Source organism: Vagococcus allomyrinae (assembly GCF_017829975.1).
GTDB classification, from domain to species: Bacteria; Bacillota; Bacilli; order Lactobacillales; family Vagococcaceae; genus Vagococcus_D; species Vagococcus_D allomyrinae.
In genome coordinates this window covers 82780-101457 of record NZ_JAEEGA010000018.1, presented here as the reverse complement: position 1 = coordinate 101457, position 18678 = coordinate 82780, and the positions used below count along the sequence as shown (strand labels likewise).

17 protein-coding genes are annotated in these 18678 nt (G+C 41.9%); 15 read left to right on the top strand and 2 right to left on the bottom strand.

What is annotated here, in order from left to right; translation table 11 throughout:
• Positions 1-170 precede the first annotated feature (170 nt).
• The 4 genes from I6N95_RS22020 (at position 171) to I6N95_RS22005 (ending at position 3937) form a co-directional block, all read left to right on the top strand.
• On the top strand, positions 171-1628 hold the full coding sequence (locus tag I6N95_RS22020) for an AcpB/EbpR/MafR family transcriptional regulator (RefSeq protein WP_209531525.1): 1458 nt from the start codon (positions 171-173) through the stop codon (positions 1626-1628).
• 115 nt (positions 1629-1743) lie between these two features.
• Positions 1744-2709 carry a ring-cleaving dioxygenase gene (locus tag I6N95_RS22015; protein ID WP_209531524.1) on the top strand — a complete coding sequence of 322 codons (966 nt, stop codon included), beginning with the start codon at positions 1744-1746 and terminating at the stop codon, positions 2707-2709.
• A 1-nt stretch (position 2710) separates the two neighbouring features.
• Positions 2711-3313 carry an alpha/beta hydrolase gene (locus tag I6N95_RS22010; protein ID WP_209531523.1) on the top strand — a complete coding sequence of 201 codons (603 nt, stop codon included), beginning with the start codon at positions 2711-2713 and terminating at the stop codon, positions 3311-3313.
• Positions 3314-3937, top strand: coding sequence for a flavin reductase family protein (locus I6N95_RS22005; RefSeq protein WP_209531522.1), 624 nt, complete (start codon positions 3314-3316; stop codon positions 3935-3937).
• Positions 3938-3975: 38 nt separating this feature from the next.
• On the opposite strand, the gene I6N95_RS22000 is transcribed toward I6N95_RS22005, so the two are convergent.
• The gene (locus I6N95_RS22000) at positions 3976-5538 is read right to left on the bottom strand and encodes a hypothetical protein (protein ID WP_209531521.1); all 1563 of its coding nucleotides are present in this window, start codon (positions 5536-5538) and stop codon (positions 3976-3978) included.
• 171 nt (positions 5539-5709) lie between these two features.
• Here I6N95_RS22000 and I6N95_RS21995 point away from each other — a divergent pair, with 171 nt between their 5' ends.
• Both I6N95_RS21995 and I6N95_RS21990 read left to right on the top strand, forming a co-directional pair.
• Entirely contained in the window at positions 5710-7347 is a 1638-nt protein-coding gene (locus I6N95_RS21995; RefSeq protein ID WP_209531520.1) for a peptide ABC transporter substrate-binding protein, read from the top strand.
• A 230-nt stretch (positions 7348-7577) separates the two neighbouring features.
• A complete protein-coding gene (locus I6N95_RS21990) occupies positions 7578-8411 on the top strand; it encodes a Cof-type HAD-IIB family hydrolase (protein ID WP_209531519.1) in 834 nt (277 codons plus the stop codon).
• Between the two features lie 57 nt (positions 8412-8468).
• On the opposite strand, the gene I6N95_RS21985 is transcribed toward I6N95_RS21990, so the two are convergent.
• A complete protein-coding gene (locus I6N95_RS21985) occupies positions 8469-8828 on the bottom strand; it encodes a DUF4828 domain-containing protein (RefSeq protein WP_209531518.1) in 360 nt (119 codons plus the stop codon).
• Between the two features lie 186 nt (positions 8829-9014).
• Here I6N95_RS21985 and sfsA point away from each other — a divergent pair, with 186 nt between their 5' ends.
• From sfsA to I6N95_RS21940, 9 genes are all read left to right on the top strand, one after another.
• Positions 9015-9749 (top strand): DNA/RNA nuclease SfsA, encoded by a 735-nt coding sequence (gene sfsA, locus I6N95_RS21980; protein ID WP_209531517.1) that lies wholly within the window; start codon positions 9015-9017, stop codon positions 9747-9749.
• Between the two features lie 61 nt (positions 9750-9810).
• The gene (locus tag I6N95_RS21975) at positions 9811-10812 is read left to right on the top strand and encodes a Gfo/Idh/MocA family protein (RefSeq protein ID WP_209531516.1); all 1002 of its coding nucleotides are present in this window, start codon (positions 9811-9813) and stop codon (positions 10810-10812) included.
• Positions 10813-10994: 182 nt separating this feature from the next.
• Positions 10995-12287: a DEAD/DEAH box helicase gene (locus I6N95_RS21970; protein WP_209531515.1), complete on the top strand. Its 1293-nt coding sequence runs from the start codon at positions 10995-10997 to the stop codon at positions 12285-12287.
• A 45-nt stretch (positions 12288-12332) separates the two neighbouring features.
• Positions 12333-15026, top strand: coding sequence for a sigma-54-dependent transcriptional regulator (locus I6N95_RS21965; protein WP_209531514.1), 2694 nt, complete (start codon positions 12333-12335; stop codon positions 15024-15026).
• A 163-nt stretch (positions 15027-15189) separates the two neighbouring features.
• A complete protein-coding gene (locus tag I6N95_RS21960; protein ID WP_209531513.1) occupies positions 15190-15510 on the top strand; it encodes a PTS sugar transporter subunit IIB in 321 nt (106 codons plus the stop codon).
• 40 nt (positions 15511-15550) lie between these two features.
• Positions 15551-15865: a PTS lactose/cellobiose transporter subunit IIA gene (locus I6N95_RS21955; RefSeq protein ID WP_209531512.1), complete on the top strand. Its 315-nt coding sequence runs from the start codon at positions 15551-15553 to the stop codon at positions 15863-15865.
• A 439-nt stretch (positions 15866-16304) separates the two neighbouring features.
• Positions 16305-16625 carry a PTS sugar transporter subunit IIB gene (locus I6N95_RS21950; protein ID WP_209531511.1) on the top strand — a complete coding sequence of 107 codons (321 nt, stop codon included), beginning with the start codon at positions 16305-16307 and terminating at the stop codon, positions 16623-16625.
• Between the two features lie 36 nt (positions 16626-16661).
• Complete coding sequence (locus tag I6N95_RS21945) at positions 16662-16976, top strand: PTS lactose/cellobiose transporter subunit IIA (protein ID WP_209531510.1); 315 nt, start codon at positions 16662-16664, stop codon at positions 16974-16976.
• Positions 16977-17132: 156 nt separating this feature from the next.
• On the top strand, positions 17133-18578 hold the full coding sequence (locus tag I6N95_RS21940; RefSeq protein ID WP_209531509.1) for a PTS sugar transporter subunit IIC: 1446 nt from the start codon (positions 17133-17135) through the stop codon (positions 18576-18578).
• The last annotated feature ends 100 nt before the right edge of the window (positions 18579-18678 follow it).

Here is an 18678-nt window from a genome sequence, read left to right as displayed (position 1 = left end):
AAACTGGTAGCCACCAAAGGAGCTGTGGCTGCCAGTTTTTTAGTGTTAATTTCAGTTCGTTAATGCTATATTAATTCTATCAAGTCACTAGGAGTTATCTAAATAAATTAGTGGCACTGGTTATTTGAAATAATCTACCAGAAGTACCCCGTTAAAAAAGGAGAGCATCAATGAAAAAACTATTAGGTAAACAAGGCATGCGGATGCTGGAGATGATTACCTATCTCCACACAAATGATTGGGTGACGCTGGAAAAAATCAGCGAAGCCACTGGCTATAGCGAACGAACCTTACGAGAAGACATCAAATATCTCAATACTATTTTGAAACCAATTGAAATTGCCGCTTCAACTAAATTAGGGGTTAAGTTAATCATTCCCCAAGGCTATTCGTTTAAATTTATTCATTCCTTATTATTGTCGGATAGCCTTCATTTTAGCCTATTAGAAGTCCTGTTTTTACATACCTACACGGATATTGCGGAACTGGCTGACGCCATGTATTCCAGTCCGACAGTTGTCAGTAAGGCGATCCGTCAAATAAACCAAGTGATTAAAGAGCAGGGATTTTGGATAACCACTAATCCGCTGGCAATTCAAGGTGACGAACAGTGGATTACAGCTTACTTTAGAAGTTACTTTTTGGCGAAATACGATGCTAATTTACCCTTGGATCAGACACTAATTGAACCGATTAAGGAGGCGATTGATCAGCTGCATCAAGCAGAAGGGGCATCGATTTTACCAATGAATCGTAATTTGTTAGTCCTCTACGGCGTCATTCGTGTCTTTAGAATGAAACAAAATAGCCAAAATCAGTATCAGCGAGAGCCTAGCCAAGAAGTTTATCAAGAGTCGATCACCACCTACAATCGCCGTTTATCAGAGTTGGCGGAGCTGACGGAGGTTTATGACTTTTTCCGGGATATTTGGCGGTCGAAAGAGGGCAATTATACCTGTTTTAGAATTGACGAATTTCATAGAATAGTTCAAGAGAAACCCGCAGTGAGGCATACTTATGAAATCTATGCTGACTTGGCGGACCAAATTGAGAATGAGTTGGGTTTTCATTTTAATTACAAAGAGTGGTTTATTTTTAATGTGTACAACATCGCTGTTGGAGAGTACTACACTGTCTCAATCTTAACAGATAAGTCAGAGTACCTACTACCAAACATCAAAAAGCTGGTGCCGTACCTTTATCTGACCGTCTCGCGAATTGCCGCAAAGGTCGCCCCTCGTTTGGACTTGACCACCGATCAACTTCTGTATAACGTCTTTAGTGCAACGGATGATTTTTTAACCACTGGTCATCGCATCCAACCCAAACTAAAAGTAGCCATTTATGGTAAATATAATAATATCATTGTAGCCAACAACTGGAACGTCATAAAAAATACCTTTGCGAATCGATTTGATGTTAGACTCATTCAAAGCACCTTCGACGATGCCCGCCAAGAAATAAATGCTAACTATGATTTATTAATTACCGACATTAACAATATTGACATTGACATTGACTACTTTTGCATTGCTTATGATATTTCGGCAAAAGAAGTGGCAATGCTCGAAGCCTATTACTTTGATGCCATGATTGCGCAAGTGGATGAACTGCATCAAGATGACTAAAAGAGCCTGTTATTAGCCTGTAATTAAACGATTATGCATATCACTTGCAATTAAAGTTGTGGCACGGTATTATGCTTACATAAAGTAAGTTACTTTAAAAATGGAGGCTATCACAATGACAAACAAACACGATATACTAGGTATACACCACGTAACAGCAATGACGAGCAGTGCCGAAAAAAATTACCACTTCTTTACTGAAGTCCTTGGCATGCGCTTGGTGAAAAAAACAGTTAATCAAGATGATATTCAAACGTATCACACTTTTTTTGCCGATGACCGGGGCAACCCAGGAACGGATATGACATTTTTTGATTTTCCTAATAATCCTAAAGGCATTCAAGGGAACAATTCAATTTCGCGAACAGGTTTGCGAGTGCCGAGTGACAAAGCACTTGATTACTGGGTGAACCGTCTGGATGAATTTGGGGTTAAACACGAAGGCATCAGTGAGACCTTTGGCAAAAAGGGGATTCGTTTTAGTGACTTTGACGATCAACGTTACCACTTATTCTCAGATGAAGGGGATCAGGGCGTTGCCCCAGGCATTCCTTGGCAAAAGGGACCAGTGCCTCACGAGTACGCCATTGTCGGACTGGGTCCAGTTGAATTAACAGTAAGTTACTATACCAAGTTAAGACACTGGTTAGTTGATAAATTGGCCTTTAGAGAAGTAGCAAAAGAAGGGGACTACACGTTATTTGAAGTAGGCCAAGGTGGGAATGGTGGATCAATCATTGTCAAAGAAGACCATCAATCTGGCAATGCCCAACAAGGTTATGGCGAAGTTCACCACGTTGCCATTCGCGTGCCAGACCGAGAAGCATTGAGACATTGGGAAACTATCTTGGAAGAGGATGGCCTGCATCACTCAGGTTATGTCGATCGTTTCTATTTTGAATCACTTTACGTTCGAGTAGGTTATATTCTCTTTGAGTTTGCGACTGATGGGCCAGGCTTTATGGGCGATGAACCTTATGAGACCTTAGGTGAAAGCTTATCACTGCCACCATTTTTAGAAAGTAAACGAGCGGTCATTGAAAGTGCGGTACGACCATTCGATACAAGTCGAGGTAATTAACATGAGCCATCTTTTTATTGAAAAGGACCGTCGTTATCCCACTCTCTTATTGCTTCACGGAACTGGTGGCGATGAACATTCTTTAGTGGAACTGGCAACTAGTCTCGCACCTAATGCTTCTTTGTTGGCCATTCGGGGGAAAGTCAGCGAAGGAGGGGCTAATCGGTATTTTCGTCGCTTTGCTGAAGGACAGTTTGATCTGGTGGATTTGGAAAAACAAAGCGATGAGTTGCTCAAAGAGATCAACGAGTTAGCCGAAAAGTACCAATTAGACCGATCTGAAATGATTATTTTAGGCTATTCCAATGGCGCCAATATCGGCGCCCACCTGATGCTAGAACGAGCGGACAGCTTCCGTCGCGGCCTGCTCTTTCATCCGATGTCTTTGGGCAAACACACCCAACAATTTTCCCTTTCAGAAAGCAAAGTCTGGTTGTCTTATGGCGAGTTAGATCCGATTGTTCCACAAGAGACTTTTGCTGAATTAGTTCAAGTCTTTGAGGCACGAGCGGCGGCTGTCAGTGTTTATCAGGCTCCCATGAGTCATGGTCTAACGCGTGACGAGCTACTAGCCGCCCAAAAGTGGTTAGAGGAGTTGATGTAGATGATTCATTATGAAAGTGAACAACTATCCCCCGAGCAACAGTATAAGCTGTTAAGCGGTAGTGTCGTCCCGCGGCCAATCGCTTGGGTCAGCACCTTATCGCCAGACGGAGGAGTGGTGAATCTTGCCCCTTTTAGCCTGTTTTCAATTGTCTCAAAGGATCTTCCTTTAGTTTCCCTCAGTATCATGCGCGAAGGAGGGCAACAAAAAGATACCGCGTACAACCTTAGTCAAACAGGTGAAGGGGTTATTCACCTAGTAGACGATCAGTTGCTTCAGGAAATGAACGACAGCTCGGCCAGTCTGCCTCGAAATGAAAGTGAATTGACTAAGCTGGACGTCACAACCGTTGCCAGTCGTCGCGTGACAGTGCCGGCAATCGCAGAAGCCAAGGTTCGCTTTGAAGGAAAAGTTTACCAGCATGTGCCGATCTATAATCAAGATAAAAGTCAAATTATCACCGATTTATTTATTTTGGAAATTTTGGCTTATTATTTTAACGAAGAAGTCTTTGATCCAAAGACAAATTATCTCGATGTTCTGAAGTTAAAACCAATTGCCCGCTTAGCAGGACCTAATTATGGCGTAATGGGAGAGACTTATCAACTAGCACGACCAAAATAAAAAAGAGTCTGACAAGATTTTTCCTTGTCAGACCTTTTTTACTCTGTTGTGCCACTGGAATTAGCTTTAGCTGCCGCATCTGCCATGACTTGTTGATAATCCAATTGTAAGTAATCACAGACTAATTTAATCAAACCATTTTCATCCAGATTCTCTTTAGCAGCTTGGTCGATTAAACCCTGCATATCCACATCAGTAATCGAATTGGCCGTGACATCAAGATCCAATAACTTTTCTCGAAGATTTTGAATGGCGGCCACATCTAAACTAGGCATCGGCTCTTCTTGAGTATCTGATGAGCTGGTGGTCGTTGGTTTTTCATTCATCAAGACATTGGCAATAATAATCGTCGTCGGGGTGCTGACTTCTTCTTTATCCAAGATATAAGCCAACTGACTGCCACGACTGCTGTTCACCAAAGCTTCAGTCGGGAATTTAAATTGCAAGGAGTCGATCGTAAAACTTTCCCCTTTCTTGATCACGAAACGATCTGCGTCACTTCGTAAGGTATACTGAGAACTGTGGAAGGTGTTGGTCGACTTCAAAATCGCCAAACGACCATATGAAAAGGAAATATTCTTAGAGGTGTCATTTTTGACGGTGACACTGAAAGAAATCGGTCCTGTCCACCAGTCAGAATTGGTCTGTTTAGCCTCAAAAGTGACTCCCTCTTTGTCACTGAGATTTTCAAAAATAAAATCCCGATTTAACATTTCTGCCCCAATAGCTTCCGCTACTTTTTCCATTTGTTCCATCAGTTCTTCTTGACGAGTCGGGCTGTAAACTTTTTCAACTTGGCTTAAAACCTCTTGGAAAGCTTCTTTGGTAATATCGTAACGAACCTCTGTCCCATCAAACAACTCTGCAACTTTGGCCTTGGCAGTGTCATAAGTGGTCAGCTGGTCTTCAGCGTTTTTTAAGATAGCTGTCATGGTTTGTGCCCATGAGCCAGTTGCAGACTCTGCGTCAAAGCTTTTTTTGAAGGTATCAATGTCTGCTTGGACCAAAGTGTCTGAAATAATTAAGAAGGCGTTGTGCTCACTGCCATTAATGGCCACCAAGGTGTTTTTAGCGACTTTTTCCGAAATATCCTTTAGCTTCGTGCGTGAGCTGCTGTCACTCGTTTTAGCAGCACTGCTGTCGGCACTCTCCCTTGTGTCTCCTTCTTCAAAAACTTTGTCCACATCAACGGCTCCAGTCGCTTCCCCAGGCGTTGTTTGTCTAAAGTCTTCAGCCAAAAACATCCCGTTTAAGCGCAGTTGGTTTCCGAGTTTTTGGTTGGCCAGCTCAATTTTAGTTTGAGCATCCGCTAAATCTTGCTGTTTGGTTGCTGTCAGATCCTGAGGGCTGATGTTTTGCGCCACCAAAATGCGACTTAATTCATCTGAAAGCGCCGTAATTTCTTTTTCTTCCAGATTTTTTGCTAGAAAATCCTCATCTTCGGCATTAAATAAAGCGTCAGCCTTGTCTAATAGAGTGGCTTTGATTTCAGCTTTATTTGATTTAAGGGGGGTAAGATAATAGTTTTTCCAATAGAATAACCCACCCATAATAAGAATCATCAGGACAAATAAGCCTGTGAAGATCCATGATTTTTTCATAAACTAACTCCTTAAACATAATCTAGTGCCTAACACGTTACACCTATTATACCGCAAAAGACAAATAAATTGTTTAGAAAGTTTAAGTGGATTACAATATAAGTAATATGGGTTTTAGAAACAGCTCTTTGTAAGGGCAGAGATAGACAAAGAAAGAACGGAGATGATGGAATGAAACAAATTAGAGTATTAGTAGGAGTTGTCATGACCCTTGGCTTATTAGCCGCTTGTGGCACCAGCAAGGAAGCAGAGAAACCAAAGGAGACAGCCAAAAGCCAGTCTGTTATAAACGTGACCTCTGGTGGCGAACTGGCTACCTTGGACAGTGCACTTTACAGTGATGTTTACAGTTCAGATACGATTGGTCAAATTATTGAAGGACTTTATCGAGTGGACTCAGACAATGAAGCAGAGCTGGCCATGGCTGCCAAAGAGCCTCAAATATCTGAGGATCAGCGAGTTTACACCTTTGAAATTCGCGAGGCAAAGTGGAGTAATGGCGACTCGGTGACCGCTGCTGACTTTGTTTACGCTTTTCAGAATGTCGTCGACCCTGATTACGGTTCGCCAAGTGCTAATCAGATGGACGTGATTAAAAACGCCAAAAGCATTCGTGAAGACAAGGGGGAGCTGGCCGAATTAGGCGTTAAAGCCCTAGATGACACTCACTTGGAAATCACCCTTGAAAATCCAACCCCTTACTTAGCCAAATTGCTGACAGGAACGCCTTTCTTACCTAAAAATCAGGCCTTTGCAGAAAAACTAGGGACGGATTACGGCACTGATGCCGAGAAAGTCTTAAGCAATGGTCCTTTCACGATTAGTGGCTGGGATGGCACAAATAATGAATGGGTCTTTACTAAAAATGATCGCTATTGGGATGCTGACAACGTTCAGCTTGCTGAAATTAATGTTAGTGTGATTAAAGAGATCGGCACAGGGGTTAGTCTGTTTGAGGCTGGCGACGTTGATTTCACCGTGATTGGTGATGAATACGCCACTCAAAAGAAAAATGAACCAGAATTTCAAGCTGTTCCTAAAGCCTTGATCGGTTATATTGGCTTTAACACCCAGCGGGAAATCACAGGTAATCGCCAGGCTCGTTTGGCGATTGCTCAAGCATACGACAAAGAGAAATTTGCCGACAATATATTAGCCGATGGATCAATCGCTCTTAATGGTTTAGTGCCTAATAATTATGCTAAGAACCCGGAAACAGATCAGGAATTTCGCGAAGAGAACGGTGATTTGTTAACTTACGATGTGAAAAAAGCTCAAGCCGCTTGGGAAACAGCTAAAAAAGAATTAGGCAAAGAAACCATCGAATTAGAGCTTTTGTCAGCCGATTCACCAACCGCTAAAAAAACCGTTGAGTTTCTTCAAGCAGAGTTGCAAAGCAATTTGCCAGGATTGAAAGTAACCATCAAACACGTCCCAGTTGCTCAGCGCTTAGATTTAAATCGAGCGGGTGACTTTGATTTCTTCTTTGGCACATGGACCCCAGATTATGCTGATCCAATCAACTTCTTGGAAGTCTACGAATCAACTGGCGGCTTAAACTTTGGCAAATTTAGCAACGCTGAGTACGATCAAGGCATTGCAGCCGCAAAAGCCGACTTGGCGACCAAACCAGAAGAACGCTGGCAACAACTCTTAGCGACGGAGAAGCTGGGAATTGGTCAAGAAGCTGCCATTGCCCCAGTCTATCAAGGATCGATCGCATTTCTAACTAAAGAAGGTTTAACAGGTGTCCAAGTCTTTCCATTTGGACGCTCAGTCTCTTATCGCCTAGCAAAAATGACGGATTAAATTTAGAAGCCACGATGTCTTGTGGCTTCTTTAATTTTCCCACTGATAGCTAGATGAGATTAGTGGATGTGAGATAAGGCATGATTTTTAGCCCTTTTTGTCTTTGTTTTTTATAAAAAAACAAGAAACCCTAGTTTTTTTATCAAGAAATCGGTACAGTTAGAGAGTATCAGAAAAGACTGACTGAAAAAGCTCTAAGTGATAAATGAGAGCTGAAGAAAGAGGCTTGTATGGAAAAAAAAATAGTATTTATCGACATCGACGGCACACTCGTTGATCGTCATGAACAAATTCCGGCGTCAGCGCAGGAAGCGATCCACAAAGCAAAAGAAAAGGGGCATCTTCTTTATTTATGTACTGGACGATCCAAACCGGAGATCTACGATCACTTATTAGCCGTTGGGTTTGACGGAGTTATTGGAGCAGGTGGCGGTTTTATTGAATCTCAAGGGGAGATGATTTTTCATCGTCAAGTAGCCGATAACAGTGTTCGCCATATGGTTGATTATTTTGTGGAAAAAGGTTTTAGTTTTTATTTGGAATCAAACGGTGGTTTATATGGAAATGTTCAGTTGGAACAACACTTAACTGACTTGGTCACTCAAGGAATGACAGAAGCCGAGAAAGCCAAACAGGGCAAGCACCCATTTTTGGAGAAAATCACCTTTAGCGATGAGCAGTTGTATCGCAATGATGTCAATAAAGCTTGCTTCTTAGAAAACTCAGCAGTGCCTTTTAGCGAGATTCAACAAGAATTTGCCGGTGAATTCGACGTGATTCACTGTACCGTGCCAATTTTTGGCGATGATAGTGGCGAGTTGATGGTGCCAGGAATCCATAAAGGAATCGCCATTGAATTTCTATTAAATCATCTGAACATGCCGTTAGCATCAACGCTGGGAATTGGGGATGGCATGAACGACAAAGAGATGTTGGAATTGTGCCAAGTGGGGATTGCCATGGGGAATGCTAAAGCAGGTTTGAAAGAAATCGCTGATTTTATTACAACTGATTTAGAAGCGGATGGTCTTTATAACGCTTTTAAAGAATACGACTTAATATAAAGAAACAAGTCACTTCCAAATTAACGGAAGTGACTTATTTTTGTTGTCGACAAGTAATTAAGGTTTTTTTTCAAGAAGATAGGTGCTGTCATTTGCCTCATCATAAAAGTCAACCGGTTCTTGAAGACGACAGTTAATCACTAAATGATAGCCATATTGATCTTGCAAAACCAAGCGCTCAGCCGTTAACTCTAATAATTCAGCAGGCAAAGGCCGACCATCGATTTTTAAAGAAAAATCAGGTAACACCTCTAAGGAATGCTGAACCTTTTGTTGTTGATCAATAAACCACCAAGTTCCCTGATAATGTTGTGGCAACGTTGCTTGAGAGTCTTTATTTCTTTTTAAGAGAAGCGAACTTGCAACGCCTGCAACGAGAGAGAGGCCTAGAAAGACCGACCAGTGTTTTTTAGCCATAAAATTCCCACCTTTTCATAAGCAACATACCGCCTGTAACATACTTCAGAAGTATAGCTTTCCTTTTATGCTCTTATCATAACTCATCGCCAGGACTTTGACTATCCATCTTAGGGACTATTTAATGAAAATTTAGTGTATAATTAAGAGGTTAAGGAGTGGCACACTAGAAAGGAGGCCAGTTAATTGAAAGTAACTTACCCAAAAGTGGCAGTAGCGCAGCTAATTGAGCGGAAAAATCGGTTTATCGCCCATTGTTATTTACCCAGTGAAGACCGGGAAATTGTCGTCCATGTTAAAAATACTGGTCGCTGTCGTGAACTGTTTTATCCAGGGGTTGACGTAGCAGTCAGTTATCAAGCTTCGGCCACCCGTAAAACCGACTATGACCTGATTGCCGTAAAAAAAGGGCAGAACTGGATTAACATTGACAGCCAGGTTCCAAACTTGCTGGCCTATGAAGGAATCCGAGGGGGGCAAATAAGCCTTCCAGGAATAGTCGGAGAAATTGCGACAATTAGAAGAGAAGTAACTTTTAATCGCTCCCGTTTTGATGTATATTTAGAGACAGATCAAGCAGAAAAAGTGATCGTTGAAGTAAAGGGCATGACCTTGGAAAATCATCAAATCGGTGCTTTCCCAGATGCACCAACAGAGCGGGGCTTAAAACACGTGCGAGAATTAATCGCTTTAGGGAAAGAGGGCTATCAGGTCTATGTTTTATTCATCGTACAGATGGCAGACATTCGGCTCGCCACGATTCACCAAAAGATGCAGCCAGCCTTGGCAACGGCCATGGCTGATCACGATTCAGGGTTACAGATTTTAGCTTACACTTGTGAGGTGACCCCGGCGACGATTGAACTTAAAGGGGCCGTTCCCTTCGATCTTTCGGCAGAATTTAGTGATCCCAACGATTAAGATGCCCAATCCCCTAAAGGGGAAACAAGGGAAGAAGATCCCAATAAATGGAGGTAGAGAGATGCTTAAATTAGGAATTATTGGCACAAACTGGATTACCAATCAATTTGTGGATGCCGCAATTGCCTCAAAGGAATATGAATTGACGGCGATTTATTCTCGAAAGGAATCATCAGCGTTGGCTTTTGGCAAGCCCTATGGGGTGTCAACTGTTAAGACAGACTTAATCGAGTTTGTCAGTATGCCCGAATTGGATGTGATTTACATTGCGTCCCCAAACAGCCTGCATTTTCAGCAGTCAAAGTTGGCCATCGAACATGGGAAACATGTTATTGTTGAAAAACCAGCCGTTTCCACTTCTGCAGAATTAGCAGAAGTGATCGCATTAGCTAAAGAGAAACAATGTTTTTACTTTGAAGCAGCTCGTAATATACATGAAGCCAGCTTTAAAAAAGTCAGTGAGATTTTACCGCAACCAGAGGAGATTATTGGGGCTAATTTTAGCTTTATGAAGTACTCCTCTCGTTATGATTTAGTTTTAGCCGGTGAAGAGCCAAATATTTTTTCCCCTGCCTTTTCAGGTGGCGCTTTGATGGACTTAGGTGTTTACGTTGTCTATGCAGCCGTAGCTTGGTTTGGTAAACCAGAAAGCGCCTTTTATTTTGCCCGTAAAGTGCCAACCGGAGTGGATGGTATCGGCACGATCATTCTACGCTATGCCAATTTTGATGTTAACTTGATGACAGGAAAAATCGGCAATAGTTTCTTACCTTCAGAGATTTACAGTCTGAAGGAAACCATAGTCTTAAATGCCGTCAACAGCATTGAATCAATCCAAGTCTACAATCGCCAACAAGCGGAATTTTCAGTAGTGGAAGCTGCCCCAGAAGAACAGCCAATGATTGCGGAAGCCCGTGATTTTGCGGCCGTCATCACTCAGCCTCAGGATCCAAACTGGCAAGCGGCTTATGAAGAGTGGTTGGTTATCGCTCAAACCGTCCACACCATTATGGAAGACCTGCGTCAACAGGTTGAGGTTGTCTTCCCAGCAGATAAGAATTAGATAAAATTTTGTAGTGAGAACCAGCTTTCCGTTGTCAAAATCGGTAAAAGTCAGGTGGTTGGCGAGGATGGCCAACCACCTTTCCTAGGTTTTTGATGTGATTGGACTTCAGACTGGAAAAAAAGGCTCAATTTGTGCTAAGATGCAGATTATAGAGGTAAAAAAATTGGAGATTAAACGATATGGAATTTGTGACAAACTTGCCGCAACCGTGGCAGACTTATTGGAATGAACTGGGCTATCAGGCCCCATCTGTGATCCAAGCTCGCTGTTACGAAGCTTTAATGGCTCAGGAAAATGTCGTCGGTGTTTCACCGACCGGCTCGGGTAAAACCGTGGCCTATTTATTGCCTCTTTTGCAACAAGTAAAATTAGGGGAAGGCAATCAATTATTGATTTTATTGCCATCTCAAGAACTAGCAGTGCAAGTTGCCTCGGTGGCGAAAAGTTGGGCAGAGCTGATTGGCATCAAGGTGCAATCCTTAATTGGTGGCGCCAATGTTAAACGCCAAGTGGAAAAGCTCAAAGAGAAACCAGAAGTTCTGGTAGGCACTCCAGGCCGTGTTCATGAATTGATTAAAGCTAAGAAGGTGAAAGCCCACCTGATAAAAATGATCGTGTTAGACGAAGTGGATCAACTGATAGAAGTCAGTGAATTAAATGCCACTAAACATATTTTAAAGGCTGTCAGCAATGACAGTCAGCTTGTCTGTGTCTCAGCCACAGCCGTTGATATTCAAGAACGCTTGGCAGAGAGCTGGTCGTCGCTGACAGTCATTGACGTGACGGCTGAAGATCAGTCAGCTGGTAACGTCAGTCATGGCTTTATTCGGGTGGCACCTCGTAAACGCCTGGAAACACTGAAAAAATTAGCCTTTATCAAAGGGTTTAAAGGCATTGTTTTCTTCAATGAATTGCAGGAAATGGGATCAGTTGCCGATAAATTGGCGTATCAAGGGGTTCCCAATGTCACCTTGGCCTCCGATCAAAATAAATTGGAACGCAAGTTGGCATTAAGCGCCTTTGCAGAAGACAAAGTCTCCTTATTATTAACAACGGATATTGCCGCCCGCGGGTTGGATTTTGTGGCCTTACCCTTTGTTTTGCATTACGATGTTCCTTATTCAGCAGAAAGCTATACCCACCGTTCAGGCCGAACAGGGCGAATGGGAAATGACGGAACCGTCCTAGCCTTTGCCGGCGACTACGAACTGAAAGATCTGAAAAAAGTTGCCAAAGGCTATCAGTTGACCGAATTAAGTGTTCATAGTAGCCAACTGGTCCCAGTGACTGCCGCCATGAAAGAAGAAGCCCTTAAAAACAAGAAAGTAGAAGGCAAAATTGAGCAGCCGGCGACTCAAAAGAATCGAGCTGCAGCCAAAGGGAAAACCAAAGAACCACGTAAACATAAGAAAAAGGATCAAAAGAATAAAGGTGCCAGAAAAGCCAAACAAAATTCCAACAAGCCAAATTAGGAAAGCAATCGCCTAAGGCTGTACTAGAAATATTGGAGGTAAACGATGTCTAATAGAAAAGAGCAAATCATTCGTCTGTTAAGTGAGCGTCCAGAAGGGCTGACAGCCATGGAAGTGGCTGAAACGATGGATTTAGATCGAACGAATGTCAGTCGCTATTTAAACGATTTAGCAAAAGAAGGGCGTGTCAGGCGGTCTGAAGGGCGACCAGTGATTTTCACTGTGGCTAGCGCTTCCATGACCGAAGAAGCCTCTTTCGATGTGACTTTTGATAATTTAGTGGGAGCAAACGAATCATTAAAAGTTGTGATTCAACAGGCGAAAGCCGCCATGTTGTATCCGCCTCGTGGTCTGCATTCCATCGTTTTTGGTCAGACCGGAACGGGGAAATCCCTTTTCGCTGAATGTATGTATCGTTTTGCTATTACCTCAGGCACCTTGCCTCAGGAGGCGCCCTTTATTTCCTTTAACTGTGCCGACTACGCCCAAAATCCTCAATTGCTTTTTGGCCACATTTTCGGTGTGAAAAAAGGCGCCTATACCGGGGCGAATGAGGATCAAGAAGGGTTGATGGCGAAAGCCGATGGCGGTATTCTCTTTTTAGATGAGATTCACCGCTTGCCGCCAGAAGGACAGGAAATGCTCTTTACCTTTATCGACAAAGGCGTTTATCGTCCTTTAGGAGAGAGCAGTAAAACTCACAAAGCCTCAGTGCAAATCATCGGCGCCACCACGGAGTCTTCCGAAGGGTTTTTAAGTACGTTTAATCGACGCATTCCCATGTCGATTACACTGCCTCCACTAACTGAGCGGACCATTGACGAGCGTTATGAAATTGTCACCCTTTTTATCAAACAGGAAGCTAACCGCTTAAATCAGCGGATTATCGTCGAACGAGAGGCAATTTTAGCCTTTATGCTCTATCACGCTGAAGGCAATATCGGTCAAGTTAAACGAGATTTAAAATTAGTCTGTGCCAAGGCGTTTTTACATTATCGAACCTATCAAGAAGAATATTTAACAATCAATCAAAAGGAATTGCCACTGCAAGTCCAAAAAGGTCTCCTAAAAGTAAAAGAATTACCAGATCGTGTCGATCGGTTTATCGATAAGAGCAGTCACTATTTAACCTTCGATCCTGGCACCAGTGAAGTGGTTTGGTCACTAGACCCGGCTCGCGACATGGAAGTCTACAATGCAATAGAAGAAAAAGTGTCTAATCTATCACCAAAAGAATTAAAAAACACCACCTTAGAATCGTTGATTGCCACTGATGTCAGCAAATACTTCGAGGCCTATGTGGACGAACTGTCTCGTAATGATATTCACCGTGATCTCATCAGCGATGATATTTGGTACTTAACCGATCGATTATACGATATAGCCGAAGAGCGCTTGAACCGCAAGTACAATGAAAAAGCGCGCTTTACCTTTGCCTTACACTTGCAAGGCACCCTTGAACGAATCAGAGAAGAGCGGAGCATCATTCACCCTAATCTCAATGAGATTCGCATCAATTATAAAAAGGAATTTCAGGTAGCCATCGATCTCTCTGCCATCATCGAAGAAGAATACAATATTGAAATCCCCTTTGATGAAATCGGCTTTATTACCATGTTTTTATCACTGGATATTAGCGAACCAGTCACCCGCCATGAAAGCAAAGTCACCGTCGTCTTGTTAATGCACGGCAAATCAACAGCATCCAGCATGTTAGAGGCCGTTCAGGAACTGTTGGGAACAGAGACTGGCCAAGCGTTTAACATGCCTTTGACCATGGAAGTCCAGCACATGTACGAACAATTAAAAAACTTCGTGTTAGCCAATCGCGATGAAATGGCAAGCGGGATGTTGCTTCTTACCGATATGGGCTCCTTAAATACCTTTGGTAATATGATCTATGAAGAAACCGGCATTCGCACCAAAGCGATTTCCATGGTCAGTACCATGACCGTTTTAGAAGCTGTTCGTATGGCCAGTATTGGTCGCACCCTAGAAGACATTTATCAAAACATTCAAATGTCTTTCGAAAGCATTATTCGCAACCAATTTCGTCCTCAGCGAGAATTGGAAAAAGCCGTGATTGTCACCTGCTTTACCGGTGAAGGCGTTGCTGCTAAATTATATGAACGGATTTTACCGGTGATCAACACCAAGGAAATTGAAATTATTCAGATGCAGTTTCTGGAGAAAGAAGCCTTTAAAAAGCATATTGACGAGTTGATGGAAACCTATGAGATCAAAGCCATCGTCGGGACTGTCGATGTGGAATATCAAAATATTCCCTTTTTCTCTGCCTTTGACATCTTTAACAACGAGAAATTAAATGTCTTTAAACGAATTGCCGCTGATGAAGTGCCCTTAGAACAAATGGTCACCTCTTTAGAAGGCACGATCAAAAGTGTCGATTCTGTCGGAGATTTATTGGCGTTGCTACAAAAAATCGTCCATCAAATTCAAACAGATATGCAAATCATTGTGGAACCAGGCATTGATGCAGGGGTTTTGATTCATTTAGCCTTTCTTGTAGAAGCTTTAAAAACCGGCCAAGAAGCCCGTAAATTTAAAGATCTGGATAACTTCAAAGCCAAGAATCGCATTGAAATCACCGCTGTTCGCTCCAATTTAATGCAATTGGAGAAGCAGTATGAGATTATACTCCCTGAAAGTGAGATTGCGTATTTAGCTCAGATGATGATTGAAAATCGCATCGATAAGAACTTTATTGATACACACTAGCCTTAGTGTGTAGTCATGTCAATTGCTGTGTACAGTTTTAAATTATCTGACAATTACCAGTAAAACCCTAAATTAGCCCTTGTTTTAACCGTGCCGAAAAGTTGGCACGGTTTTTGCTTATATAAACGTGTAATCAAAATAATCTTTAGGAGCGTATATAAAAATGGCTAAAAAAACAATTATGTTAGTATGTTCAGCAGGAATGAGTACCAGTTTATTAGTAACAAAAATGCAAAAGGCAGCAGAAGCACAAGGAATTGAAGCAGATATCTTTGCGGTGTCAGCATCAGATGCTGATTCAAACTTAGCGGATAAAGACGTTAATGTCTTATTATTAGGCCCACAAGTAAGATTCATGAAAGGCCAATTCGAACAAAAATTAGCGCCGATGGGAATTCCCTTAGACGTCATTGACATGAAAGACTACGGCATGATGAATGGCGAAAACGTCTTAAAAGTAGCATTAAACTTAATCGGTGAATAATCACCCCCAACACTTGTTAGATAGATAGGAGCATTTACAGATGGATGAAGCAAATTTAGAATCAATCATGGGATTAATCGTTAACGCAGGAAACGCAAAAAGTGATGCAATGGAAGCCATTCAAGCAGCCAAAGCAGGAAAATTTGACGAAGCAGCAGAGAAAATTAAAAGTGCTGAAGCATCATTAGTCGAAGCTCATCACTCACAAACGGGCTTGCTAACGAAAGAAGCTCAAGGCGAACATATGACCGTGACACTTTTAACGGTTCACAGTCAAGATCACTTAATGACAGCCATTGCCTTTACAGACTTGGCTAAAGAGATCATTGAATTACACCAAAAAATCGCTGATTAAGCGGTAAAATTGAATCAAACGACAGAAAGACGGTGGCAGATGATCATCGTCTTTCTTTAGTGTGTCTAACTGTTTAATAAATACGATCTTTTAATGAACGAACAAAATCCTAAAGCGACAAACTAAACTGAATTCCCTAATTTATTTGCTAAAACAGCTGATCTTGAGTGTGTAGAAAATAAAAAAATAACAAGTGAAGGATTCAGAAGGGGTTTAGTCAACTTGTCTTGACAGTGTGTAACGTTATAACGTTATGTGTAAAATTGTGAGTAATTGGTCTGGACCATTGTAGAAGCTGTTACGTCAATGATTGAGGTGTTTAAAAAAGTTGGCACGATAATTGCTTATATAAACGTGTAAGCAAAAGAAGTTACCTCCGACTGACCGACAAAACGGCCAGTTAGAGAAAAGCTTCCAAAAAGGAAAGAGGAGAAGACAAATGGCTAAAAAAACAATTATGTTAGTATGTTCAGCAGGAATGAGCACCAGTTTATTAGTAACAAAAATGCAAAAAGCTGCCGAAACTCAAGGTATTGAAGCCGATATCTTTGCCGTTTCAGCATCAGATGCGGATTCAAGTTTAGCAGACAAAAATGTGGATGTCTTATTACTGGGCCCACAAGTAAGATTCATGAAAGGTCAATTTGAACAAAAATTGGCGCCGATGGGCATTCCTTTAGATGTCATTGACATGAAAGACTACGGCATGATGAACGGTGAAAATGTCTTAAAAGTGGCCCTAAACTTAATCAAGGAATAAAGACAACTAATAATTGTAAGAGGAGTATATGTTTAGATGGATGAAGCAAATTTAGAATCAATCATGGGATTAATCGTTAATGCAGGAAATGCCAAAAGTGACGCAATGGAGGCGATTCAAGCCGCTAAAGCTGGTAACTTTGATGAAGCAGCAGAGAAAATTAAAAGTGCTGAAGCTTCATTAGTGCAAGCCCATCATTCACAAACTGGTTTGTTAACTAAAGAAGCTCAAGGCGAGCATATGACGGTAACACTTTTGACAGTTCACAGTCAAGATCACTTAATGACCGCCATTGCCTTTACCGATTTGGCTAAAGAAATCATTGAATTGCACCAAAAAATTGCTGAGTAATCAGTAGAACGGATTTTAACCATAGGGACAGGGATTGTTGGAAAGTAAACCTTTGGGAAATACTACTCACCAGTTTTTTGAACGGGACTTGTGATCAGTTTGGCTTTAAGAAGGAAACTTCTTTAGCATATATTTCAATTTATAGGAGGAAATGAAATGAATGCACTAACAGCATGGCTGGAACGGTATATACTACCGATTGCAGCGAAAATTGGGGGACAGAAACACTTAGTTGCCTTGCGTGATGCCTTTATTGGTACCATGCCAGCAACAATGGCCGGATCGATTGCGGTTATGATCAACGCTATTATTAGAGATTTACCAAAAGAATTTATTGACGGGTATGACGGAACAACAATTCCAGTCATCAAACAAATTATCAGTGTCAATGGTTTTGTCTGGAACGGAACCATCGCCATCGCCGGGTTAATCTTCGCCTTTTCTTGGGGATATAATCTAGCTAAAGCTTACAACGTGAACGTTTTAGCCGGTGGTATTGTGTCACTAGCAGCACTTATTCAAGGAATTTCATTTGGACCAAGCAACTCTGCAGACTTAGGCATGAAAATACCTGAAAAGATTGCAACTGCTATCACTGGTTCAGAAATAGGCGCAACTGTTACACCAGACGGTCAACTAAGCGTTGGCTTGTGGGGCTGGTTAAACCTTAATCACTTAAACGGAAATGCCTTCTTTACTGCCATGATTATTGGCGCTGTATCAGTTATTATCTTTGCTAAATTAATGCAAAAAAACATTACCATCAAATTACCAGATTCAGTACCACCAGCAGTATCAAGCGCTTTTGCAGCGATCATTCCTGCCACAGTTGCCTTGTATGTCGTAGCGATCTTTAACTTTGCCTTTGGCGAGTTAACAGGCCAATTATTTATCGACTGGATTCAAGAAATGATTGCTAAGCCATTAATGGGCTTCACTCAAGGTTTAGGCGCTATTTTAGTCATTCAATTAGCAATTCAAATTTTCTGGTTCTTCGGTATTCACGGAACCAACGTTATGGCTCCTGTTTTAGAAGGAATCTTCGGACAAGGCCAATTGATCAATATTGATATTTACCAAAAAGGTTACAATGGCTTAGAAGGCCGTGCCGCTGTCTTAGAAGCGATTAAAGATGGCAAAGCCTTTATGTGGGTACGTGGTTCATTTGATATCTTCTCAATGTTTGGTGGTTCAGGTGGTACGATTACCTTAATCTTAGCACTGTTACTATTCTCTAAACGTGCGGATTACTTAACCATCGCAAAACTATCATTAGGACCTGGTATCTTTAACATCAACGAACCAATCATGTTTGGTTTACCAATCGTCTTAAATGCGATTATGTTTATCCCATTCATCTTAGCTCCAATTGTTGCCACAACAATCGGTTACTTAGCTACCTCATGGGGCTTAGTCGCGCCAGTAACACAAGCTGTTGCCTGGGTCGTGCCGCCTGGTTTACTAGCATTCCTAGCTACCGGGGCTGACTGGAGAGCACCAATTGTCTCTCTTATCTGTATGGCAGCAACTTTCATCATCTGGGTACCATTCGTTATTGCAGCCAATAAAATGGATCCAGCTTTAGGTGAAAACGAAAACTAAAATAGCCTCAACGTTTTAACGAAAGCACGAATTATGCTATAATGAATTAAGATGTATAAGGAGTTGCCGACGCTTCCTAGAGGTGGAAGCAACTCCTTTT

Coding starts and splice junctions, on each gene's coding strand:
- I6N95_RS22020 (WP_209531525.1), top strand. CDS start 171: ATGAAAAAACTATTAGGTAAACAAGGCATGCGGATGCTGGAGATGATT.
- I6N95_RS22015 (WP_209531524.1), top strand. CDS start 1,744: ATGACAAACAAACACGATATACTAGGTATACACCACGTAACAGCAATG.
- I6N95_RS22010 (WP_209531523.1), top strand. CDS start 2,711: ATGAGCCATCTTTTTATTGAAAAGGACCGTCGTTATCCCACTCTCTTA.
- I6N95_RS22005 (WP_209531522.1), top strand. CDS start 3,314: ATGATTCATTATGAAAGTGAACAACTATCCCCCGAGCAACAGTATAAG.
- I6N95_RS22000 (WP_209531521.1), bottom strand. CDS start 5,538: ATGAAAAAATCATGGATCTTCACAGGCTTATTTGTCCTGATGATTCTT.
- I6N95_RS21995 (WP_209531520.1), top strand. CDS start 5,710: ATGAAACAAATTAGAGTATTAGTAGGAGTTGTCATGACCCTTGGCTTA.
- I6N95_RS21990 (WP_209531519.1), top strand. CDS start 7,578: ATGGAAAAAAAAATAGTATTTATCGACATCGACGGCACACTCGTTGAT.
- I6N95_RS21985 (WP_209531518.1), bottom strand. CDS start 8,828: ATGGCTAAAAAACACTGGTCGGTCTTTCTAGGCCTCTCTCTCGTTGCA.
- I6N95_RS21975 (WP_209531516.1), top strand. CDS start 9,811: ATGCTTAAATTAGGAATTATTGGCACAAACTGGATTACCAATCAATTT.
- I6N95_RS21970 (WP_209531515.1), top strand. CDS start 10,995: ATGGAATTTGTGACAAACTTGCCGCAACCGTGGCAGACTTATTGGAAT.
- I6N95_RS21965 (WP_209531514.1), top strand. CDS start 12,333: ATGTCTAATAGAAAAGAGCAAATCATTCGTCTGTTAAGTGAGCGTCCA.
- I6N95_RS21960 (WP_209531513.1), top strand. CDS start 15,190: ATGGCTAAAAAAACAATTATGTTAGTATGTTCAGCAGGAATGAGTACC.
- I6N95_RS21955 (WP_209531512.1), top strand. CDS start 15,551: ATGGATGAAGCAAATTTAGAATCAATCATGGGATTAATCGTTAACGCA.
- I6N95_RS21950 (WP_209531511.1), top strand. CDS start 16,305: ATGGCTAAAAAAACAATTATGTTAGTATGTTCAGCAGGAATGAGCACC.
- I6N95_RS21945 (WP_209531510.1), top strand. CDS start 16,662: ATGGATGAAGCAAATTTAGAATCAATCATGGGATTAATCGTTAATGCA.
- I6N95_RS21940 (WP_209531509.1), top strand. CDS start 17,133: ATGAATGCACTAACAGCATGGCTGGAACGGTATATACTACCGATTGCA.